General features: G+C 32.9%; 21 protein-coding genes. All 21 read right to left on the minus strand.

The window, feature by feature from the left end; translation table 11 throughout:
- Nucleotides 1–3: 3 nt before the first annotated feature.
- The 21 genes from K9M53_RS08750 to K9M53_RS08850 all read right to left on the minus strand — a co-directional run bounded on the left by K9M53_RS08750 (nt 4) and on the right by K9M53_RS08850 (nt 20905).
- Entirely contained in the window at nt 4–1182 is a 1179-nt protein-coding gene (locus K9M53_RS08750; protein WP_224013910.1) for a glycosyltransferase family 4 protein, read from the minus strand.
- On the minus strand, nt 1183–2031 hold the full coding sequence (locus tag K9M53_RS08755) for a glycosyltransferase (RefSeq protein ID WP_224013912.1): 849 nt from the start codon (nt 2029–2031) through the stop codon (nt 1183–1185).
- Nucleotides 2028–3002, minus strand: coding sequence for a glycosyltransferase (locus K9M53_RS08760; RefSeq protein WP_224013914.1), 975 nt, complete (start codon nt 3000–3002; stop codon nt 2028–2030). Before K9M53_RS08760 ends, K9M53_RS08755 begins: the two co-directional genes overlap by 4 nt.
- The gene (locus K9M53_RS08765; RefSeq protein WP_224013916.1) at nt 2999–3808 is read right to left on the minus strand and encodes a glycosyltransferase; all 810 of its coding nucleotides are present in this window, start codon (nt 3806–3808) and stop codon (nt 2999–3001) included. Before K9M53_RS08765 ends, K9M53_RS08760 begins: the two co-directional genes overlap by 4 nt.
- 30 nt (nt 3809–3838) lie before the next feature.
- Nucleotides 3839–4639, minus strand: coding sequence for a glycosyltransferase family 2 protein (locus K9M53_RS08770; RefSeq protein ID WP_224013918.1), 801 nt, complete (start codon nt 4637–4639; stop codon nt 3839–3841).
- A gap of 19 nt (nt 4640–4658) precedes the next feature.
- Nucleotides 4659–5894: a glycosyltransferase family protein gene (locus tag K9M53_RS08775; protein ID WP_224013920.1), complete on the minus strand. Its 1236-nt coding sequence runs from the start codon at nt 5892–5894 to the stop codon at nt 4659–4661.
- Nucleotides 5895–5899: 5 nt separating this feature from the next.
- A complete protein-coding gene (locus K9M53_RS08780) occupies nt 5900–7009 on the minus strand; it encodes a DegT/DnrJ/EryC1/StrS family aminotransferase (RefSeq protein ID WP_224013921.1) in 1110 nt (369 codons plus the stop codon).
- Between the two features lies 1 nt (nt 7010).
- Complete coding sequence (locus K9M53_RS08785; RefSeq protein WP_224013922.1) at nt 7011–7766, minus strand: class I SAM-dependent methyltransferase; 756 nt, start codon at nt 7764–7766, stop codon at nt 7011–7013.
- Between the two features lie 9 nt (nt 7767–7775).
- Nucleotides 7776–8204 carry a cupin domain-containing protein gene (locus tag K9M53_RS08790; RefSeq protein WP_224013924.1) on the minus strand — a complete coding sequence of 143 codons (429 nt, stop codon included), beginning with the start codon at nt 8202–8204 and terminating at the stop codon, nt 7776–7778.
- Nucleotides 8195–9058 carry a glycosyltransferase family 2 protein gene (locus K9M53_RS08795; RefSeq protein WP_224013927.1) on the minus strand — a complete coding sequence of 288 codons (864 nt, stop codon included), beginning with the start codon at nt 9056–9058 and terminating at the stop codon, nt 8195–8197. The genes K9M53_RS08790 and K9M53_RS08795 overlap by 10 nt, the downstream gene beginning before the upstream one ends.
- Before the next feature lie 23 nt (nt 9059–9081).
- Nucleotides 9082–10236 carry a TDP-N-acetylfucosamine:lipid II N-acetylfucosaminyltransferase gene (locus K9M53_RS08800; RefSeq protein ID WP_224013928.1) on the minus strand — a complete coding sequence of 385 codons (1155 nt, stop codon included), beginning with the start codon at nt 10234–10236 and terminating at the stop codon, nt 9082–9084.
- Nucleotides 10237–10247: 11 nt separating this feature from the next.
- Nucleotides 10248–11387: a dTDP-4-amino-4,6-dideoxygalactose transaminase gene (rffA, locus tag K9M53_RS08805; RefSeq protein WP_224013930.1), complete on the minus strand. Its 1140-nt coding sequence runs from the start codon at nt 11385–11387 to the stop codon at nt 10248–10250.
- Entirely contained in the window at nt 11387–12265 is an 879-nt protein-coding gene (locus tag K9M53_RS08810; protein WP_224013932.1) for a methionyl-tRNA formyltransferase, read from the minus strand. The genes rffA and K9M53_RS08810 overlap by 1 nt, the downstream gene beginning before the upstream one ends.
- Before the next feature lie 4 nt (nt 12266–12269).
- Nucleotides 12270–13538 carry an ABC transporter ATP-binding protein gene (locus K9M53_RS08815; protein ID WP_224013934.1) on the minus strand — a complete coding sequence of 423 codons (1269 nt, stop codon included), beginning with the start codon at nt 13536–13538 and terminating at the stop codon, nt 12270–12272.
- Between the two features lie 26 nt (nt 13539–13564).
- Nucleotides 13565–14422: an ABC transporter permease gene (locus K9M53_RS08820; protein ID WP_224013936.1), complete on the minus strand. Its 858-nt coding sequence runs from the start codon at nt 14420–14422 to the stop codon at nt 13565–13567.
- A gap of 42 nt (nt 14423–14464) precedes the next feature.
- Nucleotides 14465–15577, minus strand: a complete 1113-nt coding sequence (locus K9M53_RS08825) for a glycosyltransferase family 4 protein (protein ID WP_224013938.1) — start codon at nt 15575–15577, stop codon at nt 14465–14467.
- A 29-nt stretch (nt 15578–15606) separates the two neighbouring features.
- A complete protein-coding gene (locus tag K9M53_RS08830; RefSeq protein WP_224013940.1) occupies nt 15607–16566 on the minus strand; it encodes a GDP-L-fucose synthase family protein in 960 nt (319 codons plus the stop codon).
- Nucleotides 16567–16593: 27 nt separating this feature from the next.
- Nucleotides 16594–17106 (minus strand): UpxY family transcription antiterminator, encoded by a 513-nt coding sequence (locus K9M53_RS08835; RefSeq protein ID WP_224013942.1) that lies wholly within the window; start codon nt 17104–17106, stop codon nt 16594–16596.
- Nucleotides 17107–17170: 64 nt separating this feature from the next.
- The gene (locus tag K9M53_RS08840) at nt 17171–19582 is read right to left on the minus strand and encodes a GumC family protein (protein ID WP_224013944.1); all 2412 of its coding nucleotides are present in this window, start codon (nt 19580–19582) and stop codon (nt 17171–17173) included.
- A 19-nt stretch (nt 19583–19601) separates the two neighbouring features.
- Entirely contained in the window at nt 19602–20411 is an 810-nt protein-coding gene (locus K9M53_RS08845; RefSeq protein WP_224013945.1) for a polysaccharide biosynthesis/export family protein, read from the minus strand.
- Nucleotides 20412–20677: 266 nt separating this feature from the next.
- The gene (locus K9M53_RS08850) at nt 20678–20905 is read right to left on the minus strand and encodes a PID-CTERM protein-sorting domain-containing protein (RefSeq protein WP_224013946.1); all 228 of its coding nucleotides are present in this window, start codon (nt 20903–20905) and stop codon (nt 20678–20680) included.
- Between the last annotated feature and the right edge of the window lie 19 nt (nt 20906–20924).

Raw genomic sequence — 20924 nt, forward strand, 5'->3', positions numbered from 1 at the left:
CAATTATAATTTGGGATGGTTGATCATTCTCCTTATTGATTTCACCAACCAATTAGGTAACCATGACTTATTTAAGACTCCTCCCATTATATATTTTTCGGGGAATATTCTTTGGATTGGCTTTACATTTATTATTACATTTTCATAAGCAGCAGCCTGGCGATATGGATCAAATTTATCAATACCTGTTAAACAATTTTTGCGCAATTGTAATAACGTACTCCTATTATTATACAGTGCTGTAATTTTATCGGCAAATTCATTTGCATCAACCGGGTTATCAACTAAAATGCCATTTATGTTATTTGTAATAATATCCTGAACACCACTTTCAAGATTACTTGCTATTGGAATAGCTTCGTTACCAAGCGCTTCAATCAACACATTAGGAAGTCCTTCTAATTTAGAAGGGAATAAAAACACGTCTGCTTCTTTCATCTTACCCAATACAAATTCATTTGATTGGCGGCCATAAAAAGATACTCGTTTTATATCCTTAAAATGCTGACTCAATTCCTCGTATAACACTCCATCCCCTACAATATCTATACAAAAGTCATCCATTCCTTTTTCAATCATCTTTTTATAAATCTCAGGGATTAGCTCCGCTCCTTTTCTTTCTTCCAAATGACCGGCAAATAATATTCTAAATCCATCTGTTGATTTTTTTTGCCTATTGGTTTGTATGGCCGCTGCAACAGGGAAATATATCTTTATAATAGCAGCATTACTTTTTTTATCTAATAATTTATGAACCTCCCACTCAATTTTATTACTAATGGCAATAAAACAATTTACAATTGTTTTATTCAGGTTAACTACGTTATAATAATAGCCGAAATCGCCATGTAGTATATATACTACCGGGTTTTGTAATCGCAAAGCTACAGTCATTCGTATCTCCCACCCATCGTTACAAACAAAGATATCTTCACCAGATTTAACACACAATTCATACAATCTTTTATAAACACAATACAGGTTTTCTTCAGGAGAAAATTCAAACCGAAATGTTTTAACGCCATCAAAATCTTCTGTAACTCTTTTGTGTGTATCTTTTTTATTATGCGATAATACTACAGCATATTCCACCTTCTTATCGGAAGGCCTATGTATGATCAAATTCTTTACCACACGAGATACTCCTGCATCTATATCAGGCAAAAAATATATTATCCGCATTTAATTTGGAAAGAAAAGCTGTTTCAAAAAAGACAAATTATCTTTTCGAAAAGGATATTTTAATAAAGCTTTGGTCACCCAGAGACTTCTTTTAATGAAAGGTTGTTTAAAAGATGATAATCGATAAATATAAGATCGTAATGCAAAATAGTCTAACCTCTTAACTTCGGAAGGTGCAACCAACGTTTTAATCGGGAGATATGATTTAAAAAAAGTATGGAACTTTTCGGATTCTTTTAACCACACTTCATCAAGCACACCTTCAGAAAAATGCTTAATCTTGACTTTGTTTAGAACAACAATTGAATATTTCAAACCAACACGTAATGAAATATCCATATCGTACAAATGAAATCCTTTTAATAAAGTCTCGTTCCATTGTGTTTCTATAAATATTTCTTTTCTGCCAGCAATAAAACAACCGTCAATTACGCATACTTTCGAATATTCTCCGTCGTCGAGTATAGGCGTGTAATAACTTGTTCCGTCTTTTTTTACCTGGATTAAATTAGTACGGTAATAACCAGATGGAATGGATATCCAAGGAGACGGGTATTGCGATTTAAAGATACTTCCTGCAATACCTGCAAGACCAATTTCCTTATTTTTTAAAACATTTAATACCTGTTTACCCCACTCGCCTGTTTCAAAAGAAATATCTTCATGGCAAAAGCAAATAATATCAAACTTTGCTTTTTGTACACCCTCATTATATACTTCACAAATTGCTCTTGAATTATTATTATTAATAGCAATAATTTCAAAAGCACAACCAATAGTATTATTTATATTTCCTTCTAATTGTCTAAGAAAAACAGCATTTACAGAACAAACAACTATAGAAATCATAACAAACAAACATCTTTAAAAGATATTTCAAATCTTTTTGTAACAAACCAATAAAACAATCTTAGCTTTCTTTCAAAAAAGGAAAAGCCTTTTATAATATTTCTTTTTTCTTTTTTAAATTCAGTTTCCAGATTTTGCAGTACGGCTCTTTTTTGTGGAAACAGATCAATTATTTCCCTTGCGTATTTTAAACGACTATAGAGGTGCAGGATATATGCGATTTTTTCTTCAGGTTCTATTTTTTTCAAATAAAATCTTTCTTTTTTTTCGCAGCGCTTTTTAATGTTCTCTATATTATATACTCCAATCTGTTGTTTTGAGTGAATTCGATAATAAAAAAGATTCTTGTTGCAAGGCATCAGCGAATCCATTGATGAAAGCTTATATGCGATCCATTCATCGTGCCAAAGCTTGGGAACATGTTGAAAAGGGAGAATATCCTGCTTTGCTACATTCCTAATAGCCATTGCTGCGCCGGTAACAATATGTCCGTTTGTAATCATTAATTCAAAAAGCGAATCGTTGCTAAGTAGTTTCTGAAAAAAAGTATTGTATCCAAACGATTGCCATAAATCTACTCCGACAGCATGATCGTCTTCATCTATTAATTGCCCATTTGTAAATACACCTTTTATACCGGGGTTTGTTTTAAACATGCTAACTACTTCCTTTACTTTTTCAGAAGGCCAAACATCGTCCTGATCTGCTAAAAAAATAATATCCCCATTTGCAAATGATATTGCTTTTTCAAAATTTTTGCGAACGCCTAATGTATGTTCATTTATATATAGTTCAACAATTCCGCTGTGTAGTCCCTGATATTTCTTTATGATATTTATAGTATCATCTGTAGATCCATCATCACAAATAACAATTTGATCTACCGGAAACAGTTGGTTGAATACACTATCTAATTGCCTGGCTAAATAGCTTTCTCCGTTATATGTGCAAAGCGCAACAGAAATTTTCATCGTTTTCCCCGAAAGAAAAATGAGAGTGCAGGTTTAATAGCTGAAATATTTACACCCATTGTGAAAAAAAAAGCCAGCCTGTTTTTAAATGAAATTGTTTCTGATGATAAACGGTAATACCAAAACCGACGAATTCTATTTTTCTCTTCACCAGAAATAGTTTGAAAGAAATAACCCTTGTTTGTATTGTGCTTTTTATGAAACTTAAGTGATGCAGTTATCCATTCATCATTAAAATTACCTTTGGAAAAGTGCTCTAAGTGGATATCATAAATAACAGCTACATTATTTATCTTGCTCATACGCAGAGAGAAATCAATATCATAAAAATGAAACCCTTCCTGGGTTTCATCGAATTTAATTTTTTGCCATAATTCTTTTGTTGTAGCCATTAAAACGCCATCAATTACAGATACAAGTGAAGGCGCTCTATCTTCAAGAGCATAATTTTCATTCTTTTGATGAACATTAAATCTATCCCATTTCAACATTCCACTCGTCCAACCCGTAGGCAAGTATGTTTTTACTTCTGAGCCTGCTAAACCAATTAAGCCTGCAGTAGAAGCTAAATGTTTAATAATTGTATTACCCCAATTGTGAGAATGAAAAAAAACATCTTCATGTAAAAAACATAAATGTGGAAATCTTGCGTTGGCGGCACCAATATTATAGGCCTGACCTATATTATATTTTCTATCATTAATTACAGGCACAATTTCATATTCACAGCCTACCGTTTCTTTTATATTATCAGCCAGTTCATTAAAAAGCTGAGGGCGATATGTGGAAATTATAACAGAAAGCATATTGACCAACGAATAAAAAAATCTTGATGATCATCTATTTATTAATCGATAGAACCAAAATACTGTGCTTTGAAACTTTTTAATGAAAATATTTTTTGAACCAAATTCTTCGGGCATGAATATCTTGAATTTTAACTTTTCAATGTACGTATAAGTAGAAAAGTATGAACTATATAATGCTTTTATTTCGTTACGAAAGCCATCAATAAAATCCTTGCTGGAACCAAGTATATTAAACCTGGCGACAATTACGGGTAAATATTTCACTTTAATTCTTTTATCTAAAAAGCATTGTATATTAAGTTTCCAGTCTGCTAAAGCCGGGTTATTAACATCGTAAGAATAATCAAACTCGGTATGTATTGTTTTTTTATAAAAAATTGCCTGGTGGCAAATATTTCTACGAGACAACATATATTTATTAAATTCACCCATGTAAACTACAGGCGTACTTCCCCAAAAAACATTCCCATACAAAAAATGAAAATCTCTGTTTTGTTCATAAGTATCCTCAAAAATATATTTCAATAAATTTTCGTCAATCAAATAATCATCACTTCCTAAGAAGTATAGCCACTCCCCTTCCGCTAAACGGGTACCTTTATTCATTGCATCGTAAATGCCGTTATCTTTTTCTGAGATAACCCGTATTGAATTAAAGCTTTCCTGATATTGTTTTACTATAGATATTGTATTATCAGATGAAGCTCCATCAATTATAAGAATCTCATAATTAGTATAGGTTTGGTTAAGTACACTGTCAAGAGCTTGTTTTAGGGTAGATGCAGAATTGTATGTTGGAATAATAATAGAAACTAAAATCTTGCTCATTTAATTTACAGAATTATAATCAAGATAGATCAAAAAGGTTTTTCCAGCTAGTATAAATAACTTCAAATTGTGAATCAAAATTGTAACAATCCCGATAACAGGTATATGCGCCTTTGCTGAAATTATTATAATTTGCTTTTATAGCAGTAATTGCAGCGTCTAATTCTTCAACATTCTTTATAACAATACCGCAATTATATTGCTCAATAATTTCTCTAAAGCCTGGCAAATCGTAGCATATTACAGGAATTCCAAATTGCAGATAATGAGATAGTTTTCCTGATGCGCCAACTATTGATGAAAAATTATCTCCCCATTCAGGATTATAAATAGCCAATCCTATATCAGCAGAAGAAAAAATTTGATATACCATTTCATACGGAACAGGCTCTAACGATAATACAAGATTTTTTCCTCCCAGGTTTTTAATATTTTGTATATAATCACTCTTTTCATTTATCTTATCTCTTTCATGATAAATCAAATAAATAGTCTTATCAGAAATGAAATTAAATACTCTTGCAATGTCTGTTGAAAGCACTCCTTCGGAAATCATTCCGGCAGAAAGGATTTTAAACGAGTTTTGAGGAAGATCAAATTTTTCTTCAAAAAAATTTTTTGATGATGGGATCGGCTGCTTATGATCCCGAGGCGAATTGGTTAAAATGGCAAATTTTGCTTTGTCAGTTAAATTGTTCAACTTTTTCAAAATCTCCATTCGGTATTTATCCTGTATTAATGTGAGAGCAACTTTATGAGAGTGAATTTGTATTTCTTTTCTTCGCAAATAATCAATCAAATTTTTACTATGCAACTGTGCAGGTATTTCAATTTCTAATGAAAGATATATTAAAGAATCATTGCGTCGTTTTAGCAAGTTCGCCCATTGTAATCCTAAATAATCAACTCCAATTAACAAGCAACTTTTATTATTTCCGGATTCTTTTCTGCTTTTTTTTACAGCCCATTTATAAGAATTTAATAGCAGTTGCAAATTAATTATATCCTGTTGATACTTATATAAAAAAGGAACCTTGGTCAACCAATTTTTAAGTCGCAACAAATATTTTTGTCTATCAAACCTTAATATTTTTACGGCAGCATTTAATTCTGTTTCTGGAGCATATTCTTGAATTACCCTGGTATAAATAAAAACGGGGTGTCCTTTTTCTGCTAATGAATTTGCTAAATTAATGATGGTAGGCGCAACAGAAATATATCCTTCCCAAAAATAAATCTCAACTCTACGCTTCATTAAAATTAAACTATTGAAGTAAAAATAGTAATCACACTTTGTTGTTCTTGCTCAGTAAGTCCTAATCCACTTGGTAAATAGAACCCATTTCTTGCAAGCTTTTCGGCCACCGGGTATTTTTCATTTTTAAACAATCCCATATTAAGAAATACAGGTTGTTCGTGCATACACCAAAAAAAAGGGCGTGTGCCAATTTTTTCTTCGTTTAATTTTCTTACTGTTTCTTCTGCAATTTGTTGTGTATCGGCAACTAATCCATACACCCAATAGATATTCTCCGCATAGGATGTTCGGGTTAATGGCAATTGAAAATTGCTGATATTTTTCAACCCTGTATTGTAGGTTTCGCCGATCTGTCTTTTTTTAGTAACATGAAAATCTATTTTTTCTAACTGCGCTAATCCCAATGCTGCTTGAAGATTTGTCATTCTATAGTTCCATCCCAATTCATTATGCACAAATCTCCTGCCTGGTTCAAATGCAAGATTGCGCAATTTCTTACATCGTTCTGCCCACTCCTTATTATTGGTTAATATCATTCCTCCCTCTCCTGTTGTAATATGTTTATTAGGATAAAAACTAAAAATACTGATATCACCCAAAGCGCCGCATTTTATTCCATTATATGTTTGTCCGTGCATTTCAGCTGCATCTTCAATAACAATAATATTGTGCTTTTTAGCTATTTCCAATACAGGTTGCATATCAACAGGCAACCCATAAATATGTACTACTAAAATAGCTTTTGTTCTGGGTGTTATCTTGCTTTCAATTTCATGTACATTCATATTCCATGTAACCGGATCGCTATCAATCAAAATAGGTATTCCACCTGCCCTTACAACGGAAAGTGCCGGTGATATGATAGTAAAGGAAGGCATTATCACCTCATCGCCTTTTTGCAATTGCAGGGCTGCAACCGCTACGTCCAATGCTGCAGATCCATTGCTTACTGCTATGCCATGCTGCATTCCGATGTATTGAGAAAACTTTTCTTCAAATTTTGTAATGAACGGTCCTTCACTGGATATCCATCCTGTTTCAATGCATTCAGTTACATATTTTAATTCGTTACCCGAAAGCAATGGTGTATTAACCGGAATAGGTTGTTGCATATTATTTCTTTTGTAAGACAAAGCAAACACCCCAGGTATTTTCTCCGGGGTTTGCTGCTGTTAAAAATTCTTCTGTTTTAATAACCTCAAATCCTGTAAGCAATGCCAGCAAATTTATTTCTGGTATTGAAAAATGGCGCATAGGATGCTTTTCTGGATACTGTTCTGCAAGCCTGGTTTTTTTATCTTGAATAATGATCTCATAATTAACGTCTATGACATTAAGATTATAATGCGCTTCCGGCTGAGCAAGTCTTGTAATTTCGATGTCATCATCTTCCATTTTTTTTATTCTTGTTTCAGATCCCTGAACATAGACGGCAGGTGTGTACCATACATCAAAAATAAAAACACCTCCTTTATTCAAATGGGAATTTGTTGTGTTGAAACAGTCGATCAAAGCAGTGTTGGATGTTAAGTAACTGATTACATGAAATAGCGAGATGACTGCATCAAATTTTTGATCAATGGAATAGTCCTGAATATCTCCTACTACAGGAGTGAATCCTTCAATTTTCTTTTCTTTTGCTTTTGCCACCATTTCTGCACTTCGCTCTAAACCTGTTACAGTAAATCCATCATTACAAAGTATTGCAGCATGATTTCCTGTTCCTGCGCCTAATTCAAGTATGTTTTTAGTTTGAGGATGAACAGAGCGAATAAGCTTTGCTATATATTCAGCTTCGCTTTTATAATCTTTGTTCTTATACAATAAGTCGTAATAACGACTATAATTGCTATTAAAATTTTCAGGCATAATTATTACTTATTTAATAACAGGGTTTTCAGGTAAATGACTAAATCTTGTTTTATCCTGGTCGCCACAATAAGGTCCTTGTTTTACCTCTACCATTTCTGATTGCTCTAACATCTCAAATCCATGTCCGCCTGCAGCTAACAAGATAATATCACCTTGCTCCAATATTCTGCTTTCCAGGTAATTTTTATCATCGTCAAAAAAATCCACACGCACTTTACCTGATTTAATAAAAAGTACTTCTTGTGTTAAGGTTACTTTTCGTTCAACATGATTATGAACATGTGGATCTATTATATACCCTTTAGGTCTGTTCATGTATCCCAACTGTTGAGAAAAATCGTCGGGTGTAAAAAAGGCAATGCCTTCTTTTTTAAATGAGCTTCTAATAACAATAGCTAATAACTGATTGCTATAAACTACTTTTTCTATTTCCACAATTTTTTTATTTTTTGTTTTACTTTCAACAATAGTAACGAGTCTTTCAGTTCAGGCATTATTTCAACAATTTCATTTTGCAACAAAGCATCTTCACCAGAGGCCTTCCTATATATAGACGATAATTTTTTAAAGTAGAAGTCTTTTCCTAACGTATCTATAAACAATTGCGCATGTTTTTTATAAATATAAAACTGCCCCCTCAATTCTTTTTTACTGTCATTGGATATTCTTCCAACACTTCTTTGATAATAATCGACTAATAATTCATGATCTGTTTCAAATTTTGCAGAATGGGATAGCCGAATAAACGTATCCCATTCTTGATAAGATGGACAATCTTCATCCAGTAAACCGATTTTATTAAGCGCATTTTTTTTTATTACTGTAGAATTATAATCTACATAAGTATGTCCTTCCAGCAACTTTTTTAAGATATCTCCTTTTGTTATCCATATAAAGGCACCTACAATATCATTACTATCATTTAATAAATGTGAATAACATGTACATGCATCTATTGTAACATCTCTTTCAAAAAATTTAAGTTGCTTTTCGTATCGCTCACGGCTCATTAAATTATCAGAATCAAAAAAAGAGATGTACTCCCCTTTTGCTTCTATTAACCCGGTATTTCTTGCTCCTTGTGCCCCTTTTTTTCTTTGATTGGTTATCAATTTAAATCTTGCATCTCGATTTACATATTCTTGTGCAACAAGTTGCGTATTATCCTGAGAATGGTCATCAACAATTATACACTCCCAATTGCTATATGATTGAAACTCGATAGATTTTAATGTCTTATCTAAAAGTTCAGATCGATTATAAGTAGGAATGATAACTGATAACATCATAAATTCAAATTACAGAAAAACCATTATAGGATGTTCTTCAAATATGCTTGTCGCTGATTGGCTGAAAAAAACCTTTTAAGAATCTCAATGTTTGTATCCACTTCATTTTGAGAAAGAGGTTCTACAAAGTCTTTATAAGACAAGGTGTTAATTATTGAAGCATCAAAAACATTAACTCCTATTTTTTTAAATAAAGAATATAAAGGGTTGTTTTTTTTCAGGTATAATTTTTTTCCTAGAGTTAACAGTGCTACACAATTGCCTAATGCCTGCTGCCTATTATGAAACATAATAGCAACATCCACATTATTAAGCTGCTGAATATATTCTTCCCGGGATATGAAATTCTCCAACGGGTAAAATTTATTTTTAAAATGTTGAAATCCTTTATTTTTTACTTCTGTAGCATAATCTGTTTCTCCATAAGATAAAGGTACTTCTACCTTTATCTCTTCATTTTTAAATTTTTCAAGAGCAGCGAATATGTCCAGATGATTGTTTGTTTCCGTTGCAGAATTTCCAATACGGATAATAGTTGTTTGATTTTTAAGAGTATTCTGTGGGCGGATCTGACTTGCTAAATCAAAGTTTTGATTATACGAAAAGGGCAATGCTACAATATTATTGGCTTGATAACTTTTCCGTATAAAATCAGCTTCATTTGTATTAGGATATAAAAGCAGATAATTAATTCGTTGAATAGTTTTTCGTTTTAATTCAAATTCTTTTCCTGCTTTTTTCTTCTTATTGTATATAGTAATTAATTGTCTTAACAACAGATCAGGTCGTCGGGCCCAAGTGCGGGGATATAAATATCTTTTGTTTACATATTTTAATGTCAATTTATCAAATAACCACTGTTTATTTACCAGCAGTGGTTCTTCATAAAACTCTCCTCCCCATAATGGCACATACAAAGGGATATCTAAATCAATTGAAAGTAAGGTTTTTGCAATAGGAAGATCATACCAATGTATAAAAACTTTGTCTTTATTTGTTATAACGCTTAGCAGCTTTTTAAATTCAGCACCTTCTATATCCCCTATCCACTCTGCCTTTGGATGAGTAACATATTTTAAGTCCTTGGAATATCCTCTTATTATATACCTGTTTGTGCTTTCTAAAGAGATATTTTCTGCATCAACAATAAAGTCATTAATGAATTTATCATCTATCATTAAATGATAATTCATGCTTCTTTAATTAAATCAATTATTGTTTTAATTTCTTCAGTTTGTAACTCATAGTACATTGGCAATCGTAATAAACACTCACTATAATTATCTGAATTAATAAGTATGCTGTCTGCTGTATTGGCAATAAAAGGGCTGGTATGTAGACTTAAATAATGAAACACAGATAGAATTCCATTTGCCTTTAATTTTTCTATTATCCTGGTTCTTTGTTCCAGATTTTTACAAACAATATAAAACATGTGTGCATTGTTTGTTGCAAATTCATTTATAAACGGCAATTTAACCTGGTTGTCTATACTCCATGAAAGCAGTCCATCATAATACTGTTTCCAATGTTTTTTTCTTACTTCCTGGATATTACTGATATTTTCAAGTTGAGCAAATAAGAATGCAGCAATTATATCTGAAGGTAAAAAGGAGGAGCCGATATCAACCCAACTATATTTATCTACTTCCCCACGAAAAAACTGGCTGCGGTTTGTACCTTTTTCCCTTATTATTTCAGCACGTTGTGCAAATTTCAAATCGTTAATAACAAGCATTCCTCCTTCACCACTAATAATATTCTTTGTTTCATGAAATGAGAATGCGGCAAGATGTCCTATGCTTCCCAGCGGCCTTTTTATTCCATCTTTACCTGTATAAAAACTATCTATTGCTTGTGCTGCATCTTCAATTACAAACAAACTGTGCTTGTCTGCTATATCCATTATCGCGTCCATGTTGCATGCGATCCCCGCATAGTGAACGGGAACAATAGCCTTTGTCTTTGGAGTAATGAGTTTTTCAATTGAGTCAATATCAATATTCGGATTGTCGGTATTCGAATCTGCAAAAACAATCTTTGCTCCTCTCAATACAAATGCATTAGCAGTACTTACAAAAGTATAAGATGGCATTATCACTTCATCACCTGGCTGTATATCAATTAAGATAGCAGCCATCTCTAATGCATCTGTACAGGATGTTGTTAAAAGGCATTTTTTAAACCCATATTCCTTTTCAAAAAACTCATGGCATTTTTTGGTATATAATCCGTCGCCGGAAATTTTACCTGATGAAACGGCATTTTTAATATACTCTACTTCCTTCCCCGTTAAATATGGTTTGTTAAATGGTATTGTGTATTTCATTACTGAAATCTGATTCTGAATTTATCTTTAAAACTATAAACAGCCCCTTCTATGGTATGTATTTCGTTTATTGTAAGCAATCCTTTACCACATACAATAGTTATACCTTCACTTGATTTAAAAAGAACTTTTCCTGTATCCCTATTTGCAATAATTACATCCTCAGGCTCTGCCTTTACATTTTTAATGAGTACTACTTCATTATTGATGCGAGTACGAGCACCCAAATAAGGAAAGCCGACAGCATTTACAAACCGCTCAATTTTGTTTGCATCCCAATTCCAATCAATAAAATAATCCTGTTCATCCCGCCATAAACTATAGGATGCATGCGCTTCATTTTGCGGATAATATTGAAGGCTCTTGTTTTTAATACTATTAATAAAATCTATCAAAAGATTCAAATAGATATCAGCCATAATTGTAATGGCATCTTCTATTTTTACCGGGTATGTAATCTCTTTGGATTGCTGGCTTATTATATTTCCTTTATCATATTCTGCATTTGCCAATAAACAAGTTGCACCAATAATGGTATCGCCATTTATTAGACTAGTTACTAAAGGATTAAAACCCCTGTATTTAGGCAAGAGAGAGTCATGAAATACAATTACTTTCGATTTGCTATCAACATTGCTTAGCCATCGCCAACCTACAAATATTGAATAAGATGCTTCTGTAGAAGGCTCAGATTTTCTTTGAAAAAAATTAATTTTTCTCATGATGCACTCTTTGCAAATATCATCGAAATAATCATTTTCAATACTTGGATCCTTAGCTATTATTACAGAATCTATCGTATCTAATAAATTAGCCGGAAGATTCTTTAATAAATAAAACCCCTTAAATCCAAGGACAAATAATCGTATCATTGACATTGCCTTATTGTATTTTTTCCCATTTTAGAATGGGGCGTATAAATCCATTAACCTTGCCAAGATATCCTGATTCCCTTACTGTATCCTTGATCTCAAAAGTAAGAATATCCATTTGTGAAAATAATGGATCCATTTGTTTAGTATGAAAATAGAGGAATATTTGATACACCTCACTGTTTAAGAAATCACCAGGGATATGACATACAACCTCTGATTCTTTATTTATTTCATAAGTTCCTTTATTAAGTGATCCAAATACAGTATCTCCTTTTAAGGTTCTTAGATCAAAGCCTACCGAAATTTCAGCCTCCTTTGTTTTATTAATAAAAATAAATCTTAAATCAAGAGCCGATTTGATATCTATTACATCCTCTTTATCTTTTGAGCTTCCATTTTCGGCTGTAGCAAGTAATACCTCAATATTCTCGTTACCTATCTTTGTTTGTGAATTACTTAAATCTAGATGGCGCTTAAAGTTTGATGAATTGCTGATGTATTTTTTAATTATAGCGCTGGGAGCTCCTCCATCTACCAGGCTGCCATTTTCCAGCAAAATAGCCTTACTGCAAAGTGTTTCCAATGCAGCCATATTGTGACTTACAAACAAAACAGTTCTACCGTCATTATTACTTACACTTTTCATTTTTCCAAGTGCTTTCTTTTGAAATTCTGCATCTCCTACAGCCAACACTTCATCTACAATTAATATCTCTGGCTCCAGGTGAGCAGCTACACCAAATGCAAGACGAACATACATGCCACTACTGTAACGTTTTACAGGAGTATCTATATATCTCTCCACACCGGCAAAATCTACTATTTCATCAAACTTTCTTTTAATCTCGGTTTTTGTCATACCTAAGATAGCCCCATTCAAAAAGATATTATCCCTGCCGCTTAATTCGGGATGAAACCCTGTGCCTACTTCCAATAAACTTGCAATTCTACCTTTTATTTTTATGGAACCAATGCTGGGAGTAGTTGTCCTGCTCAGTATTTTTAGCAATGTAGATTTTCCTGCTCCATTACGACCAATAACACCAAGTACTTCTCCCTTTTCAACTTCAAAATTAATATCATTCAAAGCCCAAACATACTCGCTGGTTCCTTTAGAAGTTCTGTCATTGGCTTCTCCTATTTTTAAATACGGATCTTCTTTGCCGCGGACTTTATACCACCAACGATTTATATCATGACTAAACGTGCCGGTTCCTATTTGTCCTAATCTATATTGTTTAGAAAGATTTTCAACTTTAATAATACTACTACTCATATCTTAGATTCTATTTCATTTGATGATTATACAGTATCCATAAATGTTTTTTCCACTTTATTAAAAGTTATAACGCCGATAAACAGTACAACAATCATAAATACTACGCTATACCCCAGACTGCCAAAGTTAAAATTCCCTTTACCAAAAAGAGAGAACCGAAACGCTTCTACTACAGACGTTATAGGATTAATATCTATTGCCCATTTATAACTTCTGTTTTTAAGATAAGAAAGTGGATACGCTATTGGAGTTGCATACATTGCTAATTGTATGGCAAATGATATAAGTACAGTAAAATCGCGATATTTAGTTGTGAGCGAAGAAATAATTATTCCTAATCCCAACCCTATACCAGCCATGATTATTATTAAAAAAGGTATAAGCAACAAATATATACTGAGGTGAATAGGAAATCCATGAAAGTGATACCAAACCATTAAAACAACCAACAACAAAAGCTGTATAACCAAGCGAACTACATTTGAGATAACAATTGACAACGGGATGATCAATCTTGGAAAATAAACCTTACCAAAAATTGAGGCATTCCCAATAAAAGTATTGGAAGTATTCATTAAACATCCCGAAAAATAGTTCCATATGGTAATACCAGACATGTAAAATAATGGTGCCTTTATGCCATCTGTAGGAATATTCGCTATTCGGTTAAAAACCAATAAAAACATAACAGTTGTAAATATTGGCTGAATAAAATGCCACAATGGCCCTAATATTGTTTGTTTGTACTGTGCAACAAAATCTCTTCGTACAAACAACCACATTAAATCCTTATATCGCCAAACTTCTTTTAAATTAATTTGAAGAAGTCCGGAAGTAGGTTTAACAACCATGTCCCAGTGAGGCTCTTGATCTTTTTGCATCAAATCTGTTTGCATTTAATAAATGTAGTAAGAAGTAAAAAATTACAATTGTTCTATAGCCTTTTGAAGATTATTTTTATACGTAGGATAACTAAAATGTTGCATAAGCATATCTGTACTTGGTTTATATTTTTTTATATCCGATAGTACAGTAAGTACAGCTGATTTTATATCTTCCAAATTATCGGGATTTACCAACAGCCCTAATTGACCGTTGCAAAGTGCATCCGTAGATCCATCCTGATTCCCGGCAATTACAGGTTTTCCATAAAACATGGCTTCAATAAAAGCAATACCAAAGCCTTCTTTTTGACTTGGCATAATGAAAACATCACAAAGATTATAATGTGCTGCCAATTCTTCATCGGGTATATAGCCGGCAAAAACAACAGAATCCTGAACTTTTTTTTCTTTAATAAATTTTTCAAGACGCTGCTTTTCTTCTTCGCTGTATTTTCCTACAAGAAAATATTTTAAGTTAGGATGCTGCACTTTAATATCACTTACAACATTAATAACATTATCATAATTTTTATAACGGTCATCTTTCGTAAGGCGGGAAAGTGTCATCAATATGATATCATTTTCTGAAAAATTATATTTTTTCATTAAAGATGTATCCTTATCTTTTTGTTGAAGAGCAGGTAAAAAAGGATCAAGGCAATTATTTAAAATAGTAAAGCGTGTTTTATCAGGCTGATTGTATTCCGTCATTTTATCTTGCGTAAACCTGCTTACTGCTAATATTTTATCTACGCTGTTAAGCATCTTTATCCTCTTTTTGGGGAATGTATCCCAAACTTCAATACCATGAGCCAGGAGTACTAACTTTGTTTTTGGAGAAAAAAGCTTAATCAAAAAACCGGGTAACAACAAATTAATATGACTTAAAATGACAATGTCGCTTTTAACGCCCTGTCTAACAGCATTTATAACAAAATTAGTTTTCTTTCTGTCAAATGCTTTGTAAGTATCTTTTGAAAAATACTTTGAATCAAAGTTTGATGATTTATCATACATAGAATATATAGCTACATTCTGCTGAGGGTTTTCATTTAATTCAGAAATAGCCTTACCCAATATTCTACATACTCTTTCTATTCCACCGGCTGCAGAAAAAATCTTCAAGGTTAAAAAGAGAACTTTTTTATTCATGCAAACTTTGCGTGCGATATTAGATACAATTATATAAGTGAACTTTCTTTATGTACATAATAATCGTACTTATTTACAAAATCGTTGTATGCTAAACGTATCCCTTCTTTTAAAGAGACAGAAGAATGCCACCCTAATCCTTTTATTTTATCTACACTTAATAATTTACGGGGAGTACCATCCGGTTTAGAGGTATCAAACACCAGCTCTCCTGTAAAACCAACTATCTCCTTTATAATAAGAGATAATTCAGCGATCGTATTATCAACACCTACGCCAATATTAAAAAAATCGGCTCCTTCATAATCCTCCATTAAAAAAATACAAGCATCAGCGGCATCGTCACTATATAAAAACTCTCTACGCGGAGTACCACTTCCCCAAATGGTAACAGACGGGTGGTTATTAACTTTTGCTTCGTGAAATTTTCTTATTAACGCCGGCAGCACATGCGAGTTTTGTAAATTATAATTATCGCCTGGCCCATATAAATTAGTAGGCATTGCGCTAATGAATCTACAACCGTATTGTTTTTGATAATATTGACAAAGCTTGATGCCGGCAATTTTGGCAATGGCATAAGCTTCGTTGGTAGTTTCTAATAATCCCGTTAGCAAATACTCTTCTTTAATTGGTTGTGGAGAAAGTTTAGGATATATGCAACTACTACCTAAAAAAAGAAGCTTGTCGACATTATTACGATATGCTTCATGGATAACGTTATTTTGAATAGCCATGTTATCATAAATAAAATCGGCAGGATAAGTATTATTTGCATAAATCCCTCCTACTTTGGCCGCCGCCAGGAAAATAAATTGAGGTTTTTCTGCAATAAAAAAATCTCTCACCTGTTGTTGCTCTCTCAAATCAAGTTCAGAAGACGTTTTGGTTATAATATTTGTATATCCTTTTTTTTGCAAAGAACGTACGATGGCACTTCCCATCAATCCTCTATGCCCTGCAACAAATATTTTATCTCCTTTATTCATTTTTTAGAACTGATTAATAAAACTTTATTATCGCTGATGCGCTAATAATTCAATGTTGTTTTTATCAAATTGAGCACTCAATTGAATTCCCATGCTTTCTATTTTAACCTTTGCACGATTTCCTACTACTTCTAATATAATTCCATGATAATTCATCAATACTCCTTGTTTAATTCTTACTTTGCTATTTACCTTTATATCAGTATAATCAACTTCAATATTTGAAAATTCATTCAGGAATTTTTTTATTGTATTTATTTCCTCATCACGAATACGGGCAGGCTTGCCCAACCAATACACAAAATTTAAAATCCCGTTGATCTTTTTAAGCTCCCATTTTTTTTCATCCTGCACTTTTACAAATACATACGATTTAAAAACAGGTTCCAATATTGTTTTTTTTCTATCGCTCCACTGCTTAATTATTTTATTTACAGGGCAATAATTTTCAATTTCCTTCTCACTTAAAAGCTTAGCTACTTTTTTTTCCCATCTCGGTTTTGTATAAACCGCAAACCAATATGATTCGTTTAGTTGCATAGCTTCGCTATTCCTCAGTTACATATTTTTTGTAACTAAAGACATTTTTACTTAAGCATAAAAGTTATTTACGAAACAGCTGCTTAATCTTATCCGTAATTTCTGTCAACCAATCAGGCATTTTAGACATAGCAAATTTTTCGTTGCCGTATCCGTAGCCATAACCATATCCATAACCGTATCCGTAGCCATAACCATATCCATATGCTTTTCCAAGCCCAGCAATAACAATACCACGCTTTTTCACGCCGTTAAACACAATTGTCATGTTATTGAATTTATTGTTTGCGTGATAATTGTTTATCATTTTAACAAACGACTTCGGTGTGTAATCATGTCTAATTACAAATAAAGTAACATCAGCAAGATCTTTTATTAACAACGCATCCGTTACAGGAGCAACGGGAGCCGTATCGATAATTACATAATTGAATTTTGTTTTCAATTCATTGATCAATACTTTAATTTCCGGTTTTGCTACTAACTCAGTTGGGTTAGGTGGCAAAGCTCCTGATGGCAATAGAAACAGGTCATTTATTGCTGTAGGCTTTATAATTTGATCCAAAGTGGCATTACCTGCTAAATAATTAGAGATACCAATATCTCTGTTTATAGACAAAATGCGGCTTAATTTGGGTTTACGCAAATCTAATTCCAGTAATGCTACTTTTTTGCCGGTAAGTGTGAACCCGATTGCCAGATTAATAGCAGTAAAACTTTTTCCTTCACCTGAAATACTTGATGTTACGAGCAATACTTTTTTCTCTTCATTTAAACCGATAAAGTTCAAATTCGTTCGTATGGTTCTAAATTGTTCTGCGATAACACTTCTTTTACCATCCTGAACAACAATAGTATTTTTTGTATTTGCCTGAATGATTTCTCCTACCAGCGGGATGGCTGTTTTCTTCTCAATATCGTCCCTAAATAACACATTACTCTTAAATTGCTCTTTTAATAAAACAATAAAGACAGCAGATAAAAGTCCTATTACGAGACCGCCGATGTAATAATTATTGGCAACTGGTCTTACTGGTCCTGAAATGCTGGCTGTTTCCAGTATCCGTAAATCTGCAATGGTAGCTGCAGAAGAAAGAGCCGTTTCTTCTCTTTTTTGAAGCAAATAAGAATAGATACTGTTTTTTATAGCTTGCTGCCGGCTGATTTCAAGTAAGCCTCTTTCTTTGGTTGGTACACCTTGTAACAAGGTATTATTAAGATCAATATTGGATTCAACATCATTTTTTATCGTAAGCAAACTGCTTCTGATATTCGAAATATTTTCGAGAAGATCTTTTTTAATTCTGTCTACTTTTTCTTTGGCTAATAATACCTGCTCACTCTTTTCTCCGGAACTACTTTGAGTTCTGTCATAATCAAATTCTGCATTGTACAACGATGACAAAAGGTTTTGTAAAACAGGATCATTGATAAGCATTTGAGAAGGCACAGTGCCCGGTTTTTTACCTTTATTCAGAACATAATTATTGATCTCGTTCAATACATCTAATTGTAATTCTACCTGGCTCTTTTGAGCATCCAACGACCTTACCTTATCCATGTAAAGTGTACTCTGGGCACCCAAATCATATATTTGCTGCTTTGCTTTATATGCTTCTATATTCCCCTCTACACTGTCTAATTGAGATATAACTATGCGTAATCTTCCTTCAATAAAATTCAGTGTTTTTGCGGCTGTTTGGTTTTTATCATCAATACCTGTACGTACATACACATTAAATAGCTTTGTCAAAATATCTATTCCTTTATCAGGAATAGGAGTTTCTAATTTAACATCTATTACTGAGGAATTTTGAGAGATGGCAACAGCTTTTAAAGACGCAATAATGGATCTTGCAACGTTAGCAGAAGGAGTAATTTGAACGAAATATTTTTTCCCGGTTAAATTATGATTGTATTCACGATTTACCAATAACCTAAAAACATTTCTACCTAATAATGCTGTTGAGTCAAACGGAACGGTTTGATTGGCGATCGTAATTGTACTGTTCTTCCAGTTTACGTTAAAATAATATTTATTAAATTCAGTAATACTGTCTTTTTCTAACGCAATGAATTTTACAGGAGAGTTATCTCCATAAAGTTCTTCTGCCCTTACTTTTCCCTCGTTAAATACCGGTGCGTATAAATCAAGCTCTTCCACTACCTGTTGCATTAAACCTGATGATCTAAGCACAATTATTTCATTATCTACGACCTTTTTTTCCCCGGAAATATTTAACGCATCTAATATTTTTGAGTCACTTCCTTTTGATGGATCTTTTAATAAAACCTTGGAGTTAGCTACATATATGGGCGTTTGTGAGCGATAGAGTACGTATGAAAAAACTAAAGCTATTGGTATGGTAAGTGCAAATAATGGCCAAAAAGGCAGATACTTCTGAATCAGAAGTATAAATATATTTGCTTCTTCTTTTGGTTGATCATGCAGGCTTTGTTGTTGTAGTTCGGACATATTTTTATTATATGGAATGCTATTTAATTACTCTGTCTAATACAAATAAAATAATAGATAAGGTACCCGCCGTCATTGTAATGACCTGTTGTGTTCGTTGTAACTTGGCGTCACGCTCGGTCTTTTCTATGTTTGGCCTTACATAAACAAGATCGTTAGGCTGAAGATAATAATACTGAGAATTGAAGACTGATGTATTTTCAAGGTTAATGTGAGTGAACTGCTTTTTATTTGCAGAGTCTCTGATTATCAAAACATCTCTTCTAACAGCATCAGCGGTCAGGTCTCCGGCCTGAACCAATGCATCAAATAAAGATATAGGTTGATCTACTATATTGACTGCCGTAGCATGAGCAACACTTCCAAAAACAGTTATCTTATGATTTGCAAAAGCTATTTTAATAATAGGATCTTTTAAATATGGTTGTAATTCGGACTCCAATTCAGTTTTAACTTCAGAAAGAGACTTGCCTTCCACCTTCACTAATCCTAATCTATGAAATTGTATATTCCCATTACTGTCAACCGAGTAGGTAAGCGGTACTCCCGGGGGTAAAACTTCTCCGTTATAAAAAATATCATCTTCTTTATTAAAGCTTGTCACCCCTATTGCTAAAAGATCTTTTTTCTGAATTTTAAGATCAATTGATGGAGTTACAAGTGAAGAAATAGTAGTATCTCTTTTTACTTCTTTGAAATAATAAGAATTTTTGATAATACCACAAGATGAAAATAACGTAACTACTAATAAACTAATGGAAAAACAGCGAACGAGAAACGAAGTTTTTTTTAACTTGTAAGAACAATCGGCATAAATAAATTTAGTCATAACATATATAGTTCAGGGAAAAGATTAAAGAAAAAGTGCTGCAAACACTAAAACAGAGGTATAATTATAAGATTATTGAAAAAAAACAACAGCCCGACTTTCCAGTAATATTGGTACGCAAAACTCGTTAAAATTAATAATAAAAACAACTTTTAGAGCTATGCCCTGAAGAATTCGCGAATTAAGCAAAATCAATAACATACAAAAGCATGGAGAGTGTGTCTTCCATGCTTACTGCTTAGTTAATCTTTAAATCTAAATATTAATTAGAGAGCTGAATTTTCGTTTTCTGTTTTATCAGCTTTTCTTTTTGCAAGTCCATAGCTTATTCCAGCAGCTAGTAATATACTTATACCTCCGTCAATCGGGGCATCAACATCACCTTGAGGATCTAAATCCCCTACAGCATCCTGGGCATGCCCTTTTGCAGGCATCATATTAAAAAAAACGAACATCGCGATAGCTAATAAGATAAATTTGCTATTTCTTTTCATGTCTTGTTTGAATTTGTAT

Source organism: Ferruginibacter albus (genome assembly GCF_020042285.1).
GTDB classification, from domain to species: Bacteria; Bacteroidota; Bacteroidia; order Chitinophagales; family Chitinophagaceae; genus Ferruginibacter; species Ferruginibacter albus.

Coding starts and splice junctions, on each gene's coding strand:
- K9M53_RS08760 (WP_224013914.1), bottom strand. CDS start 3,002: ATGAAAATTTCTGTTGCGCTTTGCACATATAACGGAGAAAGCTATTTA.
- rffA (WP_224013930.1), bottom strand. CDS start 11,387: ATGAAATACACAATACCATTTAACAAACCATATTTAACGGGGAAGGAA.
- K9M53_RS08840 (WP_224013944.1), bottom strand. CDS start 19,582: ATGTCCGAACTACAACAACAAAGCCTGCATGATCAACCAAAAGAAGAA.
- K9M53_RS08835 (WP_224013942.1), bottom strand. CDS start 17,106: ATGCAACTAAACGAATCATATTGGTTTGCGGTTTATACAAAACCGAGA.
- K9M53_RS08765 (WP_224013916.1), bottom strand. CDS start 3,808: ATGCTTTCTGTTATAATTTCCACATATCGCCCTCAGCTTTTTAATGAA.
- K9M53_RS08825 (WP_224013938.1), bottom strand. CDS start 15,577: ATGAATAAAAAAGTTCTCTTTTTAACCTTGAAGATTTTTTCTGCAGCC.
- K9M53_RS08785 (WP_224013922.1), bottom strand. CDS start 7,766: ATGCCTGAAAATTTTAATAGCAATTATAGTCGTTATTACGACTTATTG.
- K9M53_RS08770 (WP_224013918.1), bottom strand. CDS start 4,639: ATGAGCAAGATTTTAGTTTCTATTATTATTCCAACATACAATTCTGCA.
- K9M53_RS08750 (WP_224013910.1), bottom strand. CDS start 1,182: ATGCGGATAATATATTTTTTGCCTGATATAGATGCAGGAGTATCTCGT.
- K9M53_RS08780 (WP_224013921.1), bottom strand. CDS start 7,009: ATGCAACAACCTATTCCGGTTAATACACCATTGCTTTCGGGTAACGAA.
- K9M53_RS08845 (WP_224013945.1), bottom strand. CDS start 20,411: ATGACTAAATTTATTTATGCCGATTGTTCTTACAAGTTAAAAAAAACT.
- K9M53_RS08755 (WP_224013912.1), bottom strand. CDS start 2,031: ATGATTTCTATAGTTGTTTGTTCTGTAAATGCTGTTTTTCTTAGACAA.
- K9M53_RS08830 (WP_224013940.1), bottom strand. CDS start 16,566: ATGAATAAAGGAGATAAAATATTTGTTGCAGGGCATAGAGGATTGATG.
- K9M53_RS08820 (WP_224013936.1), bottom strand. CDS start 14,422: ATGCAAAAAGATCAAGAGCCTCACTGGGACATGGTTGTTAAACCTACT.
- K9M53_RS08795 (WP_224013927.1), bottom strand. CDS start 9,058: ATGATGTTATCAGTTATCATTCCTACTTATAATCGATCTGAACTTTTA.
- K9M53_RS08800 (WP_224013928.1), bottom strand. CDS start 10,236: ATGATAGATGATAAATTCATTAATGACTTTATTGTTGATGCAGAAAAT.
- K9M53_RS08810 (WP_224013932.1), bottom strand. CDS start 12,265: ATGTCAATGATACGATTATTTGTCCTTGGATTTAAGGGGTTTTATTTA.
- K9M53_RS08775 (WP_224013920.1), bottom strand. CDS start 5,894: ATGAAGCGTAGAGTTGAGATTTATTTTTGGGAAGGATATATTTCTGTT.
- K9M53_RS08815 (WP_224013934.1), bottom strand. CDS start 13,538: ATGAGTAGTAGTATTATTAAAGTTGAAAATCTTTCTAAACAATATAGA.
- K9M53_RS08850 (WP_224013946.1), bottom strand. CDS start 20,905: ATGAAAAGAAATAGCAAATTTATCTTATTAGCTATCGCGATGTTCGTT.